General features: G+C 71.0%; 13 protein-coding genes. 11 read left to right on the top strand and 2 right to left on the bottom strand.

The genetic code is table 11. The features are described 5' to 3' along the window. Nucleotides 1-55 precede the first annotated feature (55 nt). Complete coding sequence (locus ACWC5C_RS10875) at nt 56-625, bottom strand: TetR/AcrR family transcriptional regulator (protein WP_450875102.1); 570 nt, start codon at nt 623-625, stop codon at nt 56-58. Nucleotides 626-713: 88 nt separating this feature from the next. On the opposite strand from ACWC5C_RS10875, the gene ACWC5C_RS10870 reads away from it, so the two are divergent. The 3 genes from ACWC5C_RS10870 to ACWC5C_RS10860 all read left to right on the top strand — a co-directional run bounded on the left by ACWC5C_RS10870 (nt 714) and on the right by ACWC5C_RS10860 (nt 3541). Beyond that, nucleotides 714-1205, top strand: coding sequence for an FBP domain-containing protein (locus tag ACWC5C_RS10870; RefSeq protein ID WP_450875101.1), 492 nt, complete (start codon nt 714-716; stop codon nt 1203-1205). 71 nt (nt 1206-1276) lie between these two features. Further along, the gene (locus tag ACWC5C_RS10865; protein ID WP_450875100.1) at nt 1277-2752 is read left to right on the top strand and encodes a DUF1996 domain-containing protein; all 1476 of its coding nucleotides are present in this window, start codon (nt 1277-1279) and stop codon (nt 2750-2752) included. A gap of 138 nt (nt 2753-2890) precedes the next feature. Next, the gene (locus ACWC5C_RS10860; RefSeq protein WP_450875099.1) at nt 2891-3541 is read left to right on the top strand and encodes a TetR/AcrR family transcriptional regulator; all 651 of its coding nucleotides are present in this window, start codon (nt 2891-2893) and stop codon (nt 3539-3541) included. 7 nt (nt 3542-3548) lie between these two features. On the opposite strand, the gene ACWC5C_RS10855 is transcribed toward ACWC5C_RS10860, so the two are convergent. Beyond that, nucleotides 3549-4796: an ATP-grasp domain-containing protein gene (locus tag ACWC5C_RS10855; RefSeq protein WP_450875098.1), complete on the bottom strand. Its 1248-nt coding sequence runs from the start codon at nt 4794-4796 to the stop codon at nt 3549-3551. Nucleotides 4797-4951: 155 nt separating this feature from the next. Here ACWC5C_RS10855 and ACWC5C_RS10850 point away from each other — a divergent pair, with 155 nt between their 5' ends. The 8 genes from ACWC5C_RS10850 (at nt 4952) to ACWC5C_RS10815 (ending at nt 15089) form a co-directional block, all read left to right on the top strand. Further along, nucleotides 4952-5470: a hypothetical protein gene (locus ACWC5C_RS10850; RefSeq protein ID WP_450875097.1), complete on the top strand. Its 519-nt coding sequence runs from the start codon at nt 4952-4954 to the stop codon at nt 5468-5470. Beyond that, nucleotides 5440-6864, top strand: coding sequence for a hypothetical protein (locus tag ACWC5C_RS10845; RefSeq protein ID WP_450875096.1), 1425 nt, complete (start codon nt 5440-5442; stop codon nt 6862-6864). The genes ACWC5C_RS10850 and ACWC5C_RS10845 overlap by 31 nt, the downstream gene beginning before the upstream one ends. Beyond that, nucleotides 6861-8381, top strand: a complete 1521-nt coding sequence (locus ACWC5C_RS10840) for a VWA domain-containing protein (RefSeq protein ID WP_450875095.1) — start codon at nt 6861-6863, stop codon at nt 8379-8381. Before ACWC5C_RS10845 ends, ACWC5C_RS10840 begins: the two co-directional genes overlap by 4 nt. Nucleotides 8382-8393: 12 nt before the next feature. Continuing rightward, nucleotides 8394-9506, top strand: a complete 1113-nt coding sequence (locus tag ACWC5C_RS10835; RefSeq protein WP_385437508.1) for an ATP-binding protein — start codon at nt 8394-8396, stop codon at nt 9504-9506. After that, on the top strand, nt 9503-12340 hold the full coding sequence (locus ACWC5C_RS10830; protein WP_450875094.1) for a hypothetical protein: 2838 nt from the start codon (nt 9503-9505) through the stop codon (nt 12338-12340). Before ACWC5C_RS10835 ends, ACWC5C_RS10830 begins: the two co-directional genes overlap by 4 nt. A gap of 109 nt (nt 12341-12449) precedes the next feature. Next, nucleotides 12450-13568 carry an amidinotransferase gene (locus tag ACWC5C_RS10825; protein WP_450875093.1) on the top strand — a complete coding sequence of 373 codons (1119 nt, stop codon included), beginning with the start codon at nt 12450-12452 and terminating at the stop codon, nt 13566-13568. Between the two features lie 118 nt (nt 13569-13686). Continuing rightward, a complete protein-coding gene (locus tag ACWC5C_RS10820; protein WP_450875092.1) occupies nt 13687-14244 on the top strand; it encodes a carboxymuconolactone decarboxylase family protein in 558 nt (185 codons plus the stop codon). After that, nucleotides 14241-15089: an RNA polymerase sigma-70 factor gene (locus ACWC5C_RS10815; protein ID WP_450875091.1), complete on the top strand. Its 849-nt coding sequence runs from the start codon at nt 14241-14243 to the stop codon at nt 15087-15089. Before ACWC5C_RS10820 ends, ACWC5C_RS10815 begins: the two co-directional genes overlap by 4 nt. The last annotated feature ends 3 nt before the right edge of the window (nt 15090-15092 follow it).

Here is a 15092-nt window from a genome sequence, read left to right as displayed (position 1 = left end):
CAGGGGAGCGAATGGGCTATTCAGCGAGTGGCGCCCGTGTGCTTTCGGCGGGTGATCAGGGCGCGGGCCAGTTGCGCAGCAGGGCGTCGAGCGAGTCCAGGACCCGGGTCCAGGACTCCGCCGAATCGGGGGCGCTGTGGCTGAACCCGCCCGCCAACTCCAGGCTGACGAAGCCGTGGAAGACGCTGCCGAGCAGCCGGACCGCATGGGTCTGGTCCGGCTCGGTCAGGTCGTAGCCGCGCAGGATCGCCCGCGTCATCTGCGAGTGCCTGCCGCCCGCGCTGGCGGCCGCCGCCTGCGGGTCGAGCCGGAACTGGGCGGCGGCGTAGCGGCCGGGATGCTCGCGGGCGTAGTCGCGGTAGACATGGCCGAAGGCGATCAGGGCGTCCTTCCCGGCCCGCCCGGCCAGGGCGTCGGCGGCCCGGTCGGCGAGTTCCTCCAGGGCGAGCAGGGCGATCCTGGTCTTGAGGTCGCGGGAGTTCTTCAGGTGCGAGTACAGGCTCGCGACCTTGACGTCGAACCGCCTGGCCAGCTCCGATACGGTCACCTGCTCGAAGCCCACCTCGTCGGCCAGCTCCGCCCCGGCCCGGGTCAGACGTTCCGCGGTCAGCCCTGCGTATGCCATGCCCTCCCTCTCCGTCGACTCCGTCACCTGCGGTGGCAGAGACATTATCCATTTGCCTAAGACCTTTAGGCAACTTAGCCTCCCGCTCATGAAGCCACTGACCGAGCAAGAGATCCGTTCCGCCTTCGTCAACTGCACCAAGGGCGAGGCGAAACGCCTGTCCGTACCCCGCGATCTGGCCGACCGGCCCTGGGGCGATCTGGACTACCTCGGGTGGCGCGATCCGCAGGCCTACGACCGTGCCTACCTCGTCACCACGCTGGACGACCGCCCCACGGCCCTGGCGCTGCGCTGTCCCACGCCCGCCTCCTGGCAGACGCAGCGCGGGATGTGTTCGCTCTGTCTGACCTCCCACGCGGGTGGCGTCTCCCTGATGGTCGCGCCGAAGGCGGGGAAGGCCCGGCAGCGGGGCAACTCGGTCGGTACGTACATATGCGGCGACCTCGCCTGCTCGCTGTACGTGCGCGGCAAGAAGGACGCGGGCGCGGGCGCGCGGCTCCATGAGTCGCTGACCGTGGAGGAGAAGATCGAGCGGATGGTGGCCAACGTGGCCGCGTTTCTCGCCAAGGTGACCGCCTGAGCCGGTGGCGGCGGACCGGTCGCGTGGCTATAACCTTCCGTCGAACGCGTCCGACATGACAGAGGAGTTCCATGCGACGCAACACGCGTAGACGGTCGAAGACCGCGAGACGGGCGATCGTCGCCACCGCCGCGCTGGCCCTGGGGGCGGGCGGCCTGGTGACGGTCAACCTGTACGCCTCGGCCGACGCGGGCGATTCGCGGCCAAGTGGCAACCGCGACCGGGCGTTATCCGCCCAGGCCTCCACCATCGACTGCCCCGACGTCGGCCAGCGCCTGAGCGCGGTGCCCCAGCGGGCCAGGGCCGAGGTGGACCGGGAACTCGCCCTGCTGGACAAGCAGGTGGCCGAGGCGTACCAGCGGCTGGCCGGTTCCCAGCGGGCGATCCAGCAGGACGCCAACTTCGCGCAGAACGCGATCATTGGTCCACTGAAGGACAAGCGCACGGCGGCCATCGACCGCATCTCCATCGCCATCGGCCGCGTGGCCGCCACCCCGCAGGGCCTTAAGGGACTCGCCCCCTGCACGCTCAAGGCCACCGGCGATCAGCAAGGTGGCGGGCAGGGCGATAACGAGGGCGGCGACGAGGGCGGCGAGCAGGGCGGCAACCAGGGCGGCGAGCAGGGCCAGAACGGCAACGGCCCGGCCGCCGCGGACTTCGTGGACATCACCAGCGTCCAGCCCAACGTGCGCACACCGCGCCCGGCGCGGAACGCCTCCAAGGGCCTGTTCGCCACCGCCTGCGGTGTCAACGCCAACAAGCTCTACAACACCGACAACGTCATCGTCGCGCCGGGCGTGTCCAACGGCGCCCACCACACCCACGACTACGTCGGCAACCAGGCCAACAACGCGTTCGCCGACAACAACGCCTTCGCCCGTGGCCGCACCAGCTGCAAGAACCAGGGCGACAAGTCCTCGTACTACTGGCCGGTGCTGCGCCTCCAGGACGGCACCCGGGAGTTCGACGCGGACCGGCAGGGCGGTGGCGCGGAGGGCAACACGGGCCGCATCCTGACCGCCAAGAAGGTCACCCTGGAGTACGCGGGCAACCCGCGCGGCAAGGTCGTGGCGATGCCCAAGTTCCTGCGCATCATCACCGGCGACGCGAAGGCCTTCAGCAACGGCACGGCGAACGCCAACGCCGCCTGGAGCTGCACCGGATTCGAGAACCGGCAGCTGAAGGACAAGTACCCGATCTGCCCGCAGGGCAGCGATGTGGTGCGTACGTCGAAGTTCCAGAGCTGCTGGGACGGCAAGAACGCCGACAGCGCCAACCACCGCTCCCACGTGGCGTTCACGGACGCCGAGGGCCGCTGCCCGAAGGGCTTCGTGGCGATTCCGCAGCTGGTGCAGCGCCTGGTGTACGACGTGGACGCGCCGAGCCTCAAGGACAACGGCAAGACCCGGCCGTTCTACGCGGTGGACGGGTTCCCCGAGCAGCTGCACAAGCCGGTCACCGACCATGGGGACTTCATCAACGTCTTCGACGAGCGCGTGATGAACCAGATGGTGCGGTGCGTCAACACCGGACGCACCTGCCGCTGAGGTGACGAGGGGCCCTGCCGGTGGCCGTATAGGCGGCCTCCGGCAGGGCTCGCGACGCCGCCCGGCGCGCCACGGGGTATGCTTTAAAGCGTTGGCTTTAATGCGGGTGGTGTGCGGAGCGGGGACGCGGTGGTGATGATGGCAGCCAGAACGAGGCAGGACGAGCGGGTCAGCGCGACACGGGAGGCGCTGCTGACGGCGGCGGAGCGGCTGTTCGCCGAGTACGGCGTGCACGCGGTCGCCAACCGCCAGATCAGCGCCGCCGCCGGACAGGGCAACAACGCCGCGGTCAATTACCACTTCGGCACCAAGACCGACCTGGTCCGCGCGATCGTCCGGCGCCACGCCGAGCGGATGGAGCGGATCCGCGCGGGGATGCTGGCCGACATCGGCGACTCCACCGAGCTGCGGGACTGGGTGGCCTGCGTGGTCCGCCCGACCACCGAGCACCTGGCCGCCCTGGGCCACCCCAGCTGGTACGCGCGGTTCATCGCCCAGGTCACGGCCGACCCCGCGCTTCAGGCCGTCACCACCGCGGAGGCCTTCGCCGCCGCGCCGTCGCTGCACCCGCTGCAGGACGGAATGAGCCGCTGCCTGCCGGACCTGCCCGCCGAGGTGCACGCCGAGCGGGCGGCCATGACGCGCCACCTCATCACGCAGATGACCGCCGAGCGGGAACGCGCCCTCGCCGACGCCACCCCCACCTCCCGCACGACGTGGCACGCCACCGCCACCGGCCTCATCGACGCCATCGTCGCCCTGTGGCAGGCCCCGGTCACCCGGTCCTAGGGGCGCGTCAGGCGGGCGCGTACTCGACGCGGATGGCGGTCTCCAGCGCCCGGTGGAACTCCTCGGCCTCGGCGGTCGTGGCGTGCCGGGACAGGACGAACGCCGGGTACCCGGTGAAGTCCGGGTAGGGCCGCACCACATCGCCGGGGAAGAGCATCTGCACGACGTGGTCCACCCGGGGGTCGGCGCGCAGCTCGTCCAGGCCGTGGATGGCGGTGATCCGCCCCGAACCGCCGCACGGCACGATGTAGTTGGCGGCGGCGCCCGTGGCGGCGGGGGAGTGGCCGGGGTGGAACGAGCGCGGCGGCTGCCCGGTGGCGATCCGCAGCGCGTCCGCGGCGAAGTCCAGCCCGGTGACGTTCCGCACGATGTACCCGGAGACCCCGGAACCGCCGATGCGGGCGCCCAGCTCCAGCAGATACGGCCGTCCGCCGCGCAGCCGCAGTTCGGTGTGGGTGGGGCCGTCGGTGATGCCGAGGGCGGTGTGCGCGGCGGTGACCTCGCGCCGGATGGCGTCCCGTACCGCCTCGGGCAGGACGGCCGGGGCGCGGTAGACGCTCTCCTCGAAGTACGGGCCCTCGGGTTCGCCCTTGTAGCCGATGGCGCACACCGTCACCTCCCCGTGGTGGGCGAGGGATTCCACGGCGAACTCGGGCCCGTCGAGATACTCCTCCACGATCAGGCCCTCGCCCAGCGTGTGTTGGCAGATCTGCCAGACCTCGTCGACCACGGCCCGCAGCTCGTCCGGGCGTTCCGCCTTGGTGACACCGAGGCTGGAGAAGCCGTGCGCGGGCTTGACCACCACGGGAAAGTCCAGGTGGGCGGCGTCCTCCCAGGCGGAGGCGTCTTTCAAGGCGACGAAGCGGGGCGCATTGAGCCCCGCCGCGGCCAGCCGTTCCCGCATCACCCGCTTGTCCTGCGCGCCGAGCGCCGCGTCCCGTCCGATGCCGGGCAGCCCCAGCAGCCCGGCGGCCTCCGCCACGAACGGCACGGCCGGGTCGTACAGGGTGCAGATGCCCTGGAACGGGGTGGTCTCGTGCAGCTTCCGCAGCGTGGCCAGGGCGCCCGCGCGGTCCCCGTCGATGTCCAGGCGCAGTACGTCGGCCACGGCCGGGGACAGCCGGTCCGGGGCCACGGTCTCGTCGGGGCGGGGGACCAGGATGAGGCGGATCCCGGCGCGCTCGGCGCTCTCGAAGACCCAGGGCAGCGTCGTCCGCTGGTACACCAGGACGACGCAGGGCTGCTGTGTGCTCACGATGTTCCCCGATCCCTTGGCGATCCGGCCGCTCGGCTGCCCGGCCGGTGCCGAGCAACGTACCGGAGCGGGCGTTGTCAGTGGGCGCACGTATGTTCATTCGTGCCGCGCCGCTCGGGTGCGGAAATACCCCTGTGCGCAGAGGAGATGGCGCGTTGTCAGATTGGGAAGCGTCGAATTGGGAAGCGTCGAGCACGGCACGGGTGATCCCGCCCGCACGGCCGCGCAAGCTCGCCAAGGTCCCGTTCGTCGAGCTGGCCGACGGACGTCTGCAGGGCGTGGTGTCCAGCGGCTCGGACATCGGGCGGGTCTACGTCTCGTCGGTCGCGGCCACCACCTACGCGTACGCCTGCAGCACCAACAACAACCGGCCCTGCGGCGGTGCGCACGGCTCGTACTGCAAGCACATCATGGCCCTGATCAGCGAGGCGGTGCTGCAGTACGGCGCCGAGCGCGTCGCCCGCTATCTGCGGGTGGAGGGTGCGGACGGGGAGCCCGCCGGGCTGGCCATCGCCGTCGCCATGATGGAGACCCACCCACCGCAGGGGGACACCCGGGCCGCCGCGGTGGTCTTCAGCCGGTTCCTGCGCCACCTGGCCTATCTGGAACTCGCCCCGGCCACCGCGCCGTTGCCGGAGATGCAGTGGTTCCCGTCGACCAGGGCGGTGGCGTGATGCGCGCCGATCTGCTCGCGCAACCCATCGCCGACCTCGATGCGGCCCTGGCCGCCGTCGACGCCTTCGACCAGGCACTCGTCGCCGGTCTGCTCCGCCCCCACCCCGACCGGTCTGCCGCGCTGACGGATCTCGCCGATGCCGTCGCCGGGACGCCGCTGGCCGCCAGGGTCGCCGAGGCGGCCGAGAAGGCGGCGGCCGGAGCCGCGGGCGAAGACCACTTCGTCGCCCTCGCCGCCGCCCGCACCGCACTTCTCGGGTCCGCCCACGACGCGCTGATGACCCGGGCCTGGGAGGCGATCGCCCGGCCGCGCGGCGAGGAGACCGCCACGTCGCCCGCGCCCGGCGGGCAGGAAGCGGTGAACCTGCTCGCCGCCGCCCGCTCCTACCTGTCCGACCTGGCACGATCCGGATGGCAGGGCATCGACCACGATGTGGTGTCCGGCTCGGCGCAGATCGTCTCCGCGATGCTGACCGACCCGGCCCTGCGGCGCCTGGCGACGCTGCTCGACGGCTTCGCCACCGAACTCGCCGCCTCCTGCCCCGGCGCTTCCCTGGACCGTGTCCCGGCGCGCCGATGGGCCGACCTGTGGGCGCGGGCGCTGCTGCTGACGCTGCCCGGTGCGGCCGTCGCGTCCGAGACCGGCACGGCCACCGGCCGCCTCCTGCCCCTCGGCGTCGATGTGCAGGAGCACGCCACCGCCGCACAGGCCCAGGTCCACGCCGTGTTCGAGCCCGCCGACGGCGCCGCGCCCCGCCTGCTGCGGGCCAGCGTGTCGGTGCCCAAGCCCGATACGGTCGTCGGCGTCGGCATCTGGCAGCTGCTCAGGCCCGCCATGTCGCTCCTGGACGCCGTCAGCGAGGGCTGGTCGGTGAACCTCACCGAGATGCCGGTCACCGCCGAGGGCGACCTGATCTGGAGCGACGAGCACGCACAGCCGGGCGAGCCCGCCGCCCCGTTTGCCACCGCCCGCGTCGCCCTGGCCACCGCCACCGACGCGCCGACCGCGCCCCTGGACCGGCATCCGGCGCGCATCGCCGTCCCCGTCTTCCTGGAGGGTTACGCCGCCCAGAAGGGCGACGGCACGCTGACGTTCACCGTCGCCGGGCACCCGCTGGCCGTCGACACCGACCGCATCCCGACCGCCGGTCCGCTCACGCCCGAGGCCGTCGCGGCGTCGAGCGCGTGCATCGGGCTGCTCCGCTGGGACGCGGGGGCGTACCGCCTCCAGCCCCTGGCCGTCGAGAAGACCGTACGGAAGAACACCGTCGCCATCCACGCCGGGCAATGGGCCGGGCGCACGACCGACAAGGCCGGGGTCAAGGCCGAGAAGGCCGCCACCGACGCCGTGACGGCGCTGCGGGAGCGGGCCGGGAGGCTGCTGCGGAAATGACGGAGCGCACCACCGATCACGACCCCGGTACGGACCCCCAGGACTCCCAGGACCTCCAGGACTCCCAGGACCCCCACGGCAACCGCCGTCAGCTCCTGTACTGGCGGCTCCTCGCCCGCCTCTTCGACCCCGAGGAGCAGGCCACCCTGGAATCGGCGAGCCTCGCCGTCGTGGAGGACATCGGGCTGCCGCCCGCCCTGCTGGACCCACAGGCCTCCGTCGACTCGATCGTGCAGCGCCACCCGGAGCTGGCCGCCGAGTTCGACGGTCTGATGACCCCCGAGCCCGGCGATGACGGAGCACGCGACCGGGCCGCCGAAGTACGGCGCGCGGCGCTGGCCTCGAAGGTCTTGCTCAACGTCTTCGCCCGCGCCTCCGGCACGGTCACCGCCGGACAGCTGGCCCGCTGGCAGTCCGACGCGGGCTGGCTGGAGCGCGCCCTCGGCTGCGAGCCCGGCGAGCTGCGCGGCGGCCGCTCCGGCCCCGGCGGAAAGTCCGGCGGAAAGTCCGGCGGAAAGTCCGGTGGGAAGTCCGGCGGGCGGGCGGCGGGACCGGGCGTCAGCCCGACCGGCACCGGCGGCCCGGGTACGACGCCCGACCTCGGCAAGCTCATCCCGGAGATCGGCCCGGACATCGGCCCCGAACTCGGCGCACTGGAAGCCGACCTCGTCAAGCGGATGCGTCTGCGCGAGGTGCTGGCCGACTCCCAGCTCGCCGCGCGGCTGACCCCGAGCATGTCGCTCATCGAGCAGCTGCTGCGGGACAAGGGCAACCTCTCGGGCGTGGCCCTGGCCAACGCCAAGGCGCTGATCAAGCGTTTCGTCGACGAGGTCGGCGAAGTGCTGCGCACCCAGGTCGAGAAGGCCACGGTCGGCGCCCTGGACCGCTCCGTTCCGCCCAAGCGGGTGTTCCGCAACCTCGACCTCGACCGCACCATCTGGAAGAACCTCACCAACTGGAGCCCGGAGGAGGAGCGGCTGTACGTCGACCGCCTCTACTACCGGCACACCGCCCGCAAGACCACGCCCCAGCGGCTGATCGTCGTCGTGGACCAGTCGGGCTCGATGGTCGACTCCATGGTGAACTGCACCATCCTGGCGTCCATCTTCGCCGGGCTCCCCAAGGTGGACGTCCACCTCATCGCGTACGACACCCAGGCGCTCGACCTGACGCCGTGGGTGCACGACCCCTTCGAAACCCTGCTGCGCACCAACCTCGGGGGCGGCACCGACGGCACGGTCGCCATGGCCCTGGCCCAGCCGAAGATCGCCGAGCCCCGCAACACCGTCGTCGTGTGGATCTCCGACTTCTACGAATGGCAGACCGAACCGCTCTTCGAGAGCATGGCCGCCATTCACCGCTCGGGAGCCAAATTCATCCCGGTCGGCTCGGTGACCAGCTCCGGACGCGGCAGTGTCAACCCGTGGTTCCGGGAGCGCTTCAAGGACCTCGGCGCGCCGGTGCTCTCCGGCCATATCACCAAGCTCGTCCACGAACTCAAGACGTTCCTCACCTAGAAAGGCCCTGTGATGTCCGACCTGTTGCGCGCCCCCGCCGAGATCAAGTACGCCGAGGAGCTGGACTGGCTGGAGTCCATCGACGACAGCCCCAAGCCCTTCTCCTGGCGGCTGTCCCCGAAGATGATCCGCCTGTTCATCCTGGGCTCCGAGCGCTCCGACGGCCTGGACCGGGAGATCGCGCAGAAGTGGTTCGGCGACCGCAGCTTCGTCGAGCGCTCCATCGTCACGCTCGCCTCCGACCGGGGCCTGCTGCTCATCGGAGACCCCGGCACCGGAAAGAGCTGGCTGGCCGAGCTGCTGTCCGCCGCGATCTCCCGCAACTCCACACTGGTCGTGCAGGGCACGGCGGGCACCACCGAGGACCACATCAAATACTCCTGGAACGTGTCCATGGTGATCGCCAAGGGCCAGTCGCGGGAGTCGATGATCCCCTCGCCGATCATGACCGCCATGGAGACCGGCGCGATCGGCCGGTTCGAGGAACTCACCCGCTCGACCAGCGACGTCCAGGACGCGCTGATCTCGATCCTCTCCGAGAAGTACATCTCGGTCCCCGAACTGGACAGCGACGGCATCGTCTTCGCCAAGCCCGGCTTCTCGGTCATCGCCACCGCCAACAGCCGCGACCGGGGCGTCAACGACCTGTCCTCGGCCCTCAAGCGCCGGTTCAACTTCGTCCGCATCCCGGTGATGACGAACAAGAAGAGCGAGGCGGAGATCGTCCGCTTCCGCACCGAGGAACTGCTGCGCCGCCACCAGATCGAGCTGGACGTGCCGCCGACACTGCTCGACGTCCTGCTGCGGAGCTTCGCCGATCTGCGCGCCTCGGCGGCCTCGGCGGGCAGCGACGACGAGAAGCTGGAGTCCGCGCTGTCCACCGCCGAACAGATCGGGGTGCTCGAGGACGCGATCCTGCACAGCAACTTCTTCGGCGAGCGCGCCCTGACCGCCCACACCCTCGCCACCTCGCTCGTCGGGTCGCTTGCCCGGCGCGAGCCCGAGGATCTGGCCATCCTCAACAAGTACCTGCACGGTGTCGTGGAGCCGCGCAGCAAGGACGAGGGCGGGTCCTGGCCGGAGTTCCTGGAGGGCGGCCGCGACGCGATCGCCACCCTGTCATGAGCGGCACGCACCAGGGGGCACACGAGGTGACACAGGAAGGTTCGCAAGACGGGCCCTTCGAGGCGCTGCGCGCGCAACTGGGCGAGGCCGCCGCGACATTCGCCGACGGACCCGACGCCCTGGAAGGCATCCTCCTCGGCCTCGTCGACGACGTCGACCGCGCGGTCGGGGAGCCGCTGGAGATCTTCCCCGTCTGCCACCACTCGCCCGCCTCGGCGATCGCGATGGCCCGCCGTCTGCGCCAGAAGCAGCCGAAGGTCGTGTACCTGGAGCTGTGCGAGGACATGGCGCCGCTGCTGACCGAACTGCGCAACTGCAGGCTCCCGGTGGCGGTCCAGGCGTTCGCCACCGATGTCGACGGCTTCCCGCCCGAATGGTCCCCGCTGTCGGTCGTCGCACCGGTCACCGAGGCCTCGGCCGAGTACCAGGCGATCGCGTACGCGCTGGACACCCCGGGCGTCGAGCTGGTCCTCGTCGACCGCTCCTCGGACCATGTCTTCCAGTGGGACCAGCGCGGCACCGACACCGGGGAATCGGCCGACCCGGAGGCTCCCGCCACCGAGGAAGAGGCCGCGCTGCACGGGGACGCGGTCGGCGTGGAGATCGGCGACCTGCGGCCGCGCTTCGCCGAGCTGGAGGAACACCTGCTGCGCCACGGCAAGGTGCGGCACTGGTCGGAGTGGTGGCATCAGTACGTCGAGCTGCCGCTCGGCGACAGCGACCACGACACCTACCGCCAGGCCATGTTCCTGATCGGCAGCCTCTTCCGGCGCCTCGCCCCCGGCGATACGCACCGGGTGCGCGTGGACGAGGACCGCGAGCGCTACATGTGGACCAGGATGCGCGAGCACCTGGCCGCGACCGGCACCGATCCCGCCGACTGCCTCTACGTGTGCGGCGCCTTCCACGCGGCCAGCCGCGTCGAGGAGTTCGGCGTCGACGGCGCCGACACGTACCGGATCAGCCCGCGCACCGCCACCACCTGGCAGTACGGCCTGATCCCCTCCAGCCACGCGGCGATCGAGGCGCAGTTCGGCCTCGCCGCCGGGTCGGTGTCGATCGCCGCGACGGTCTGGGCGAAGAACGTCAAGCGCACCCGGGTGGAGCCGTACCGCCTGGCGGGACAGGCGGGGACGAAGAAGCCGAAGCCCCGGAAGACCGCGGCGGTCCCTGCGGCGGCCCCCGCACCGGCGGATCCGCCCTCCGACAAGCTGACCGGCTTTCTGCGGCGACCACCCGTCCTGGACCGGCTGGACGAGGCCGAACTGCTCGGCTGGTCGGTGGAGATCGTGCGCGCCGCCCGCCGCAACGGCTACCTCGCCTCCACCGCCGACGCCATCGCCGTGTTCGAGACGTCGATCCTGCTGGCCGGGATGCGCGACCGGACCAGGCCCACGCCGTACGACTTCCAGGACGCGGCCGTCACCTGCATCGAGAAGGACACCGTGCCCGGTCGGCGCGATGTGCGCCGTCTCGTCGAGATCATGATGGGCGGCGACCGGATCGGGAAGGTCGGCTACGATGCGCTGCCACCGCTGGCCCGCGATGTCCACGACAGGCTCGCACCGCTGAACCTGAAGCTCCAGCAGCGCGGTGTGCAGCGCGCGCTGCTGGACATCGCCTCCCGGCCGGAGCTTCAGCCGTGCTCCGACGTGCTGTGGATGCTGCGCTATCTGATGCCGCACGGCACCGCGCGGCCGATCATGGGCGAGCGGACGCTGGGGGAGCGGCCGATCCAGGAATCCTGGGACGTGGCGCTGGGCACCCATGAGCGGGCGCTCATCGAGCTGGGCTACGAGGGCGTCAGCATCGAGCAGGTCCTGGAGCAGCGCCTTCGCCGCACGGCGTACGACCCGAAGGCCACCGCGGCCACCGTCCTCCAGGCCGTCGAGGACGCGACGCTGTACCTGGGCAGCCGCCGACTCGCCGACGAGCTGGGCACCCGCGCGCTGGAGGTGCTGTCGGCCGAGCGCAGCGTCGACGGGGCGCCCGATGTGCTGCGCCGGGTGCGGCGGCTCCTGGCGTACTACCGCACCAGCGAGCCGGTGCTGCCGCCGTGGATCGAGTCCTTCGCCAAGACCGGATACGCGCACTACTGCACCCTGCTGCCGACGGCCTTCGCCGACGAGGACGCCACCGTCCGCCAGGTGGCGGCGACGCTGGGGTTCCTGTTCAGCATGGAGAGCCTGGCGCTGTCGCTGGGCTGCGACCGCACCCAACTGGAGCTGGCCGTCGCCCAGTCGCATCCCCGGGAGCCGTCGAAGACGGCGCTGCTGTGGGCGGCGCAGCAGCAGCTCGGACACCTCTCCCGCGCGGATCTGCGGGCGAGGTGTGACGAACTGCTGGGCAACCCCCTGGTGGTGCCCGCCTATCCGCGCTACCTCAGCGGCTTCGTCCACGCCCTGGAGCCCGTCCCGGGCCTCACCGACTTCGTCGTGGAGGCGGTGTCGAACGCCTTCGGACGGCTGCCGGACGAGGTGCTCCTGCCCTGGCTGCCGACCCTGATCACCACCCTGCGAGCGGACGGCGCCGACCTGGCCCCGCTGCTGATCCGCGAGGCGGGGCGGATCTTCCCCGGCCGCCTCGCGGCACTGGACACCTGGGTGCCGCCGTGGCGGGCCCAGCCGGAGCCGCGCGCGGCCCGGTCCGCGTCGCGCGCGGAGGGCGGCCGCCGCAGCGCGCTGCTCGCCGCCCACCCCGCGACGTGCGACGCGGTGGCGAACCTGCTGGGCTGCGACGGCACATGGGAGGCGGCGGATCCCCGCCCGGCGGGCGCCGCACTGGCCGGTCGCCACCCGGAGACGGCCACGGCCCTGGCGGCCCTGCTGCGGTGAGGCTGAATGGAGGATTCTGCTCACCGCTGTGGAGCAGTGCGATCGGTCACCGTACGACACGTATTGAATACTTTACGTTTCGTACATCGGTGAGCGGAAGCGATGGACCATGGCGGTAGTGCAGAGACCTGACCTTCCTGCGGAGCAGCTCGTTTCGCCGGTCAATTCACACAACGAATGGGATCCGCTGGAGGAGATCATCGTCGGGCGCCTCGACGGCGCCGCGATCCCCTCCAGCCACCCCGTCGTGTCCTGCAACATCCCACGGTGGGCGGGCCGGTGGCAGGGGCTCGCCTCGGGCATCAAGTATCCGCGCATGCTCATCGAACCGGCGCAGCGGGAACTCGATGAGTTCATCGCTCTCCTGCGCTCCCTCGGCGTCACGGTCACCCGCCCCGACGCCGTCGACCACCGGCAGCGCTTCGGCACCCCCGACTGGTCGTCGCGCGGCTTCTGCAACACGTGTCCGCGCGACAGCATGCTCGTGATCGGTGACGAGATCATCGAGACGCCGATGGCGTGGCCGTGCCGGTATTTCGAGACCCACTCCTACCGTGCCCTCCTCAAGGACTACTTCCGCCGTGGCGCACGCTGGACCTCGGCCCCCAAGCCGCAGCTCACCGACGCCCTGTACGAGCCGGAATTCCGCACCCCGGAAGACGGCGAGCCCATGCGCTACATCCTCACCGAGTTCGAGCCGGTGTTCGACGCGGCCGATTTCGTCCGCGCGGGGCGCGACCTCTTCGTACTGCGGAGCAATGTCACCAACCGCATGGGCATCGACTGGCTGCGCCGTCACCTCGGATCCGGATATCGCATCCACGAGATCGAGAGCCGCTGCCGCACACCGATGCACATCGACACCACCTTCCTCCTGATGTCGCCGGGCAAGGTGCTCATCAACCCCGAGTACATCGACGTCGACCGCCTGCCCGACATCCTGAACTCCTGGGACGTCCTGATCGCCCCCGAGCCCAACCCCATCGAGGAGCGGCTGCTCAGGCTCACCTCGATGTGCGGAAAGTGGCTCAGCATGAACATCCTCATGGTCGACGAAAAACGCGTGATCGCCGAGCGCCACCACACCGACATGCTGCGCGCGCTCGAAGGCTGGGGCTTCGAACCAATCCCCTGCGACCTGCTGCACTACGCCCCGTTCGGCGGCTCATTCCACTGCGCGACACTCGACGTCCGGCGCCGTGGCACGCTCGAATCGTATTTCCACTGAGCAGCGAGCCGACGGTGAACACACGCCGGAGCACCGAATGCGGCACCGCGATGTCACACTCCGGCGGCCTCCCCTGTCACACCTCCGGAAGCCTTCCGAAGCGACACAGGAGACCCCCATGGCCCGGATCTCGCTCACCCCGCCCAGCACCCTGCTCAACCGCCTCGGCGCCTGGTACTCCCGGCGTACCTACGGCAAGGTGCTCGACCCCGGGCTGGCCCTCGGCCACAACGCGCGGGTGCTGCTCACCTACGTACGGCACGAGCGCGGGGTCGCCAAGTGGAACCGGCTCGACCAGGGCCTCAAGCACCTCGCCGTGATGGCCGCGGCGGCCAAGATCAACTGCTCGTGGTGCATGGACTTCGGCCACTGGGAGGCCCGCTCCCTCGGGCTGCCCCTGGACAAGGCCGGCAAGGTCCCGCAGTGGCGTGAGCACCGGGAGGACTTCACCGAGCTGGAGCTGCTCGTCCTGGACTACGCCGAGGCCATGACCGAGACCGAGCTCCGTGTCACCGACGAGCTGGCCACCGCCCTGCTCGAACGGCTCGGGGAGGCCGCCTTCGTCGAACTCACCGCCATGGTCGCCCTGGAGAACTACCGCTCGCGCGTCAACAGCGCCTTCGGCCTGGTAGGCCAGGGCTTTTCGGACGCCTGCGCGGTACCGTCCCGGATGTGATCGACACAACCACCTTTGAGCAGCACCGACGGATGCTGTTCGGTATCGCCTACCGCATGCTCGGCAGTGTCGCCGACGCCGAGGACCTGGTGCAGGACACCTGGCTGCGCTGCAGCCAGGTGTCCACCGCCGTGGACAACCCGGCCGGGTATCTGACCCGTACGGTGACCAACCTGGCCCTCAACCGGCTCACCTCGGCCGCCGCCACTCGCGAGCAGTACGTCGGGCCCTGGCTGCCCGAGCCGCTGGTCACCGAGCCCGACGCGGCCGAGGACGTGGAGCTGGCCGAGTCCGTCTCGCTCGCCATGCTCGTCGTCCTCGACACCCTCTCGCCGCTGGAGCGGGCGGTCTTCGTGCTCAAGGAGGTCTTCGGCTTCTCGTTCAAGGAGATCGCCGGAATGCTGGAGCGCGGCGAGGCGGCCGTGCGGCAGGTCGGCCACCGGGCCAGGGCACACGTCCAGGCCCGGCGGCCGCGCTACGACACACCGGACGAGGTGCGGCGGCGGGTCACCGATGAGTTCCTGGCCGCGTGTCTCGGCGGCGACCTGAACCGGATGATGGAGCTGCTCGCCCCCGATGTGACGTCGTGGAGCGACGGCGGCGGCAAGGTCAAGGCCGCCGTCCGCCCGCAGCACGGCGCGGACAAGGTCGCCCGCTTCCTCGCCGCCGTCATCACCCAGCCGATGGACGACCCCCGCGTCCACGCGGTCGACGTCAACGGCCACCCGGGCCTGCTCCTCACCGTCGCGGGCCGCCCGGACACCGTCGTCTGTGTCGAGGTCGCCGACGGCCGGATCACGGAGATCCGCGTCATCCGCAACCCGGACAAGCTGCGCCACCTGTGAGCA

Source organism: Streptomyces sp. NPDC001700 (genome assembly GCF_053596435.1).
The sequence above is the reverse complement of the archived record's forward strand: the minus strand, read 5'-3'. Positions and strand labels throughout refer to the sequence as shown.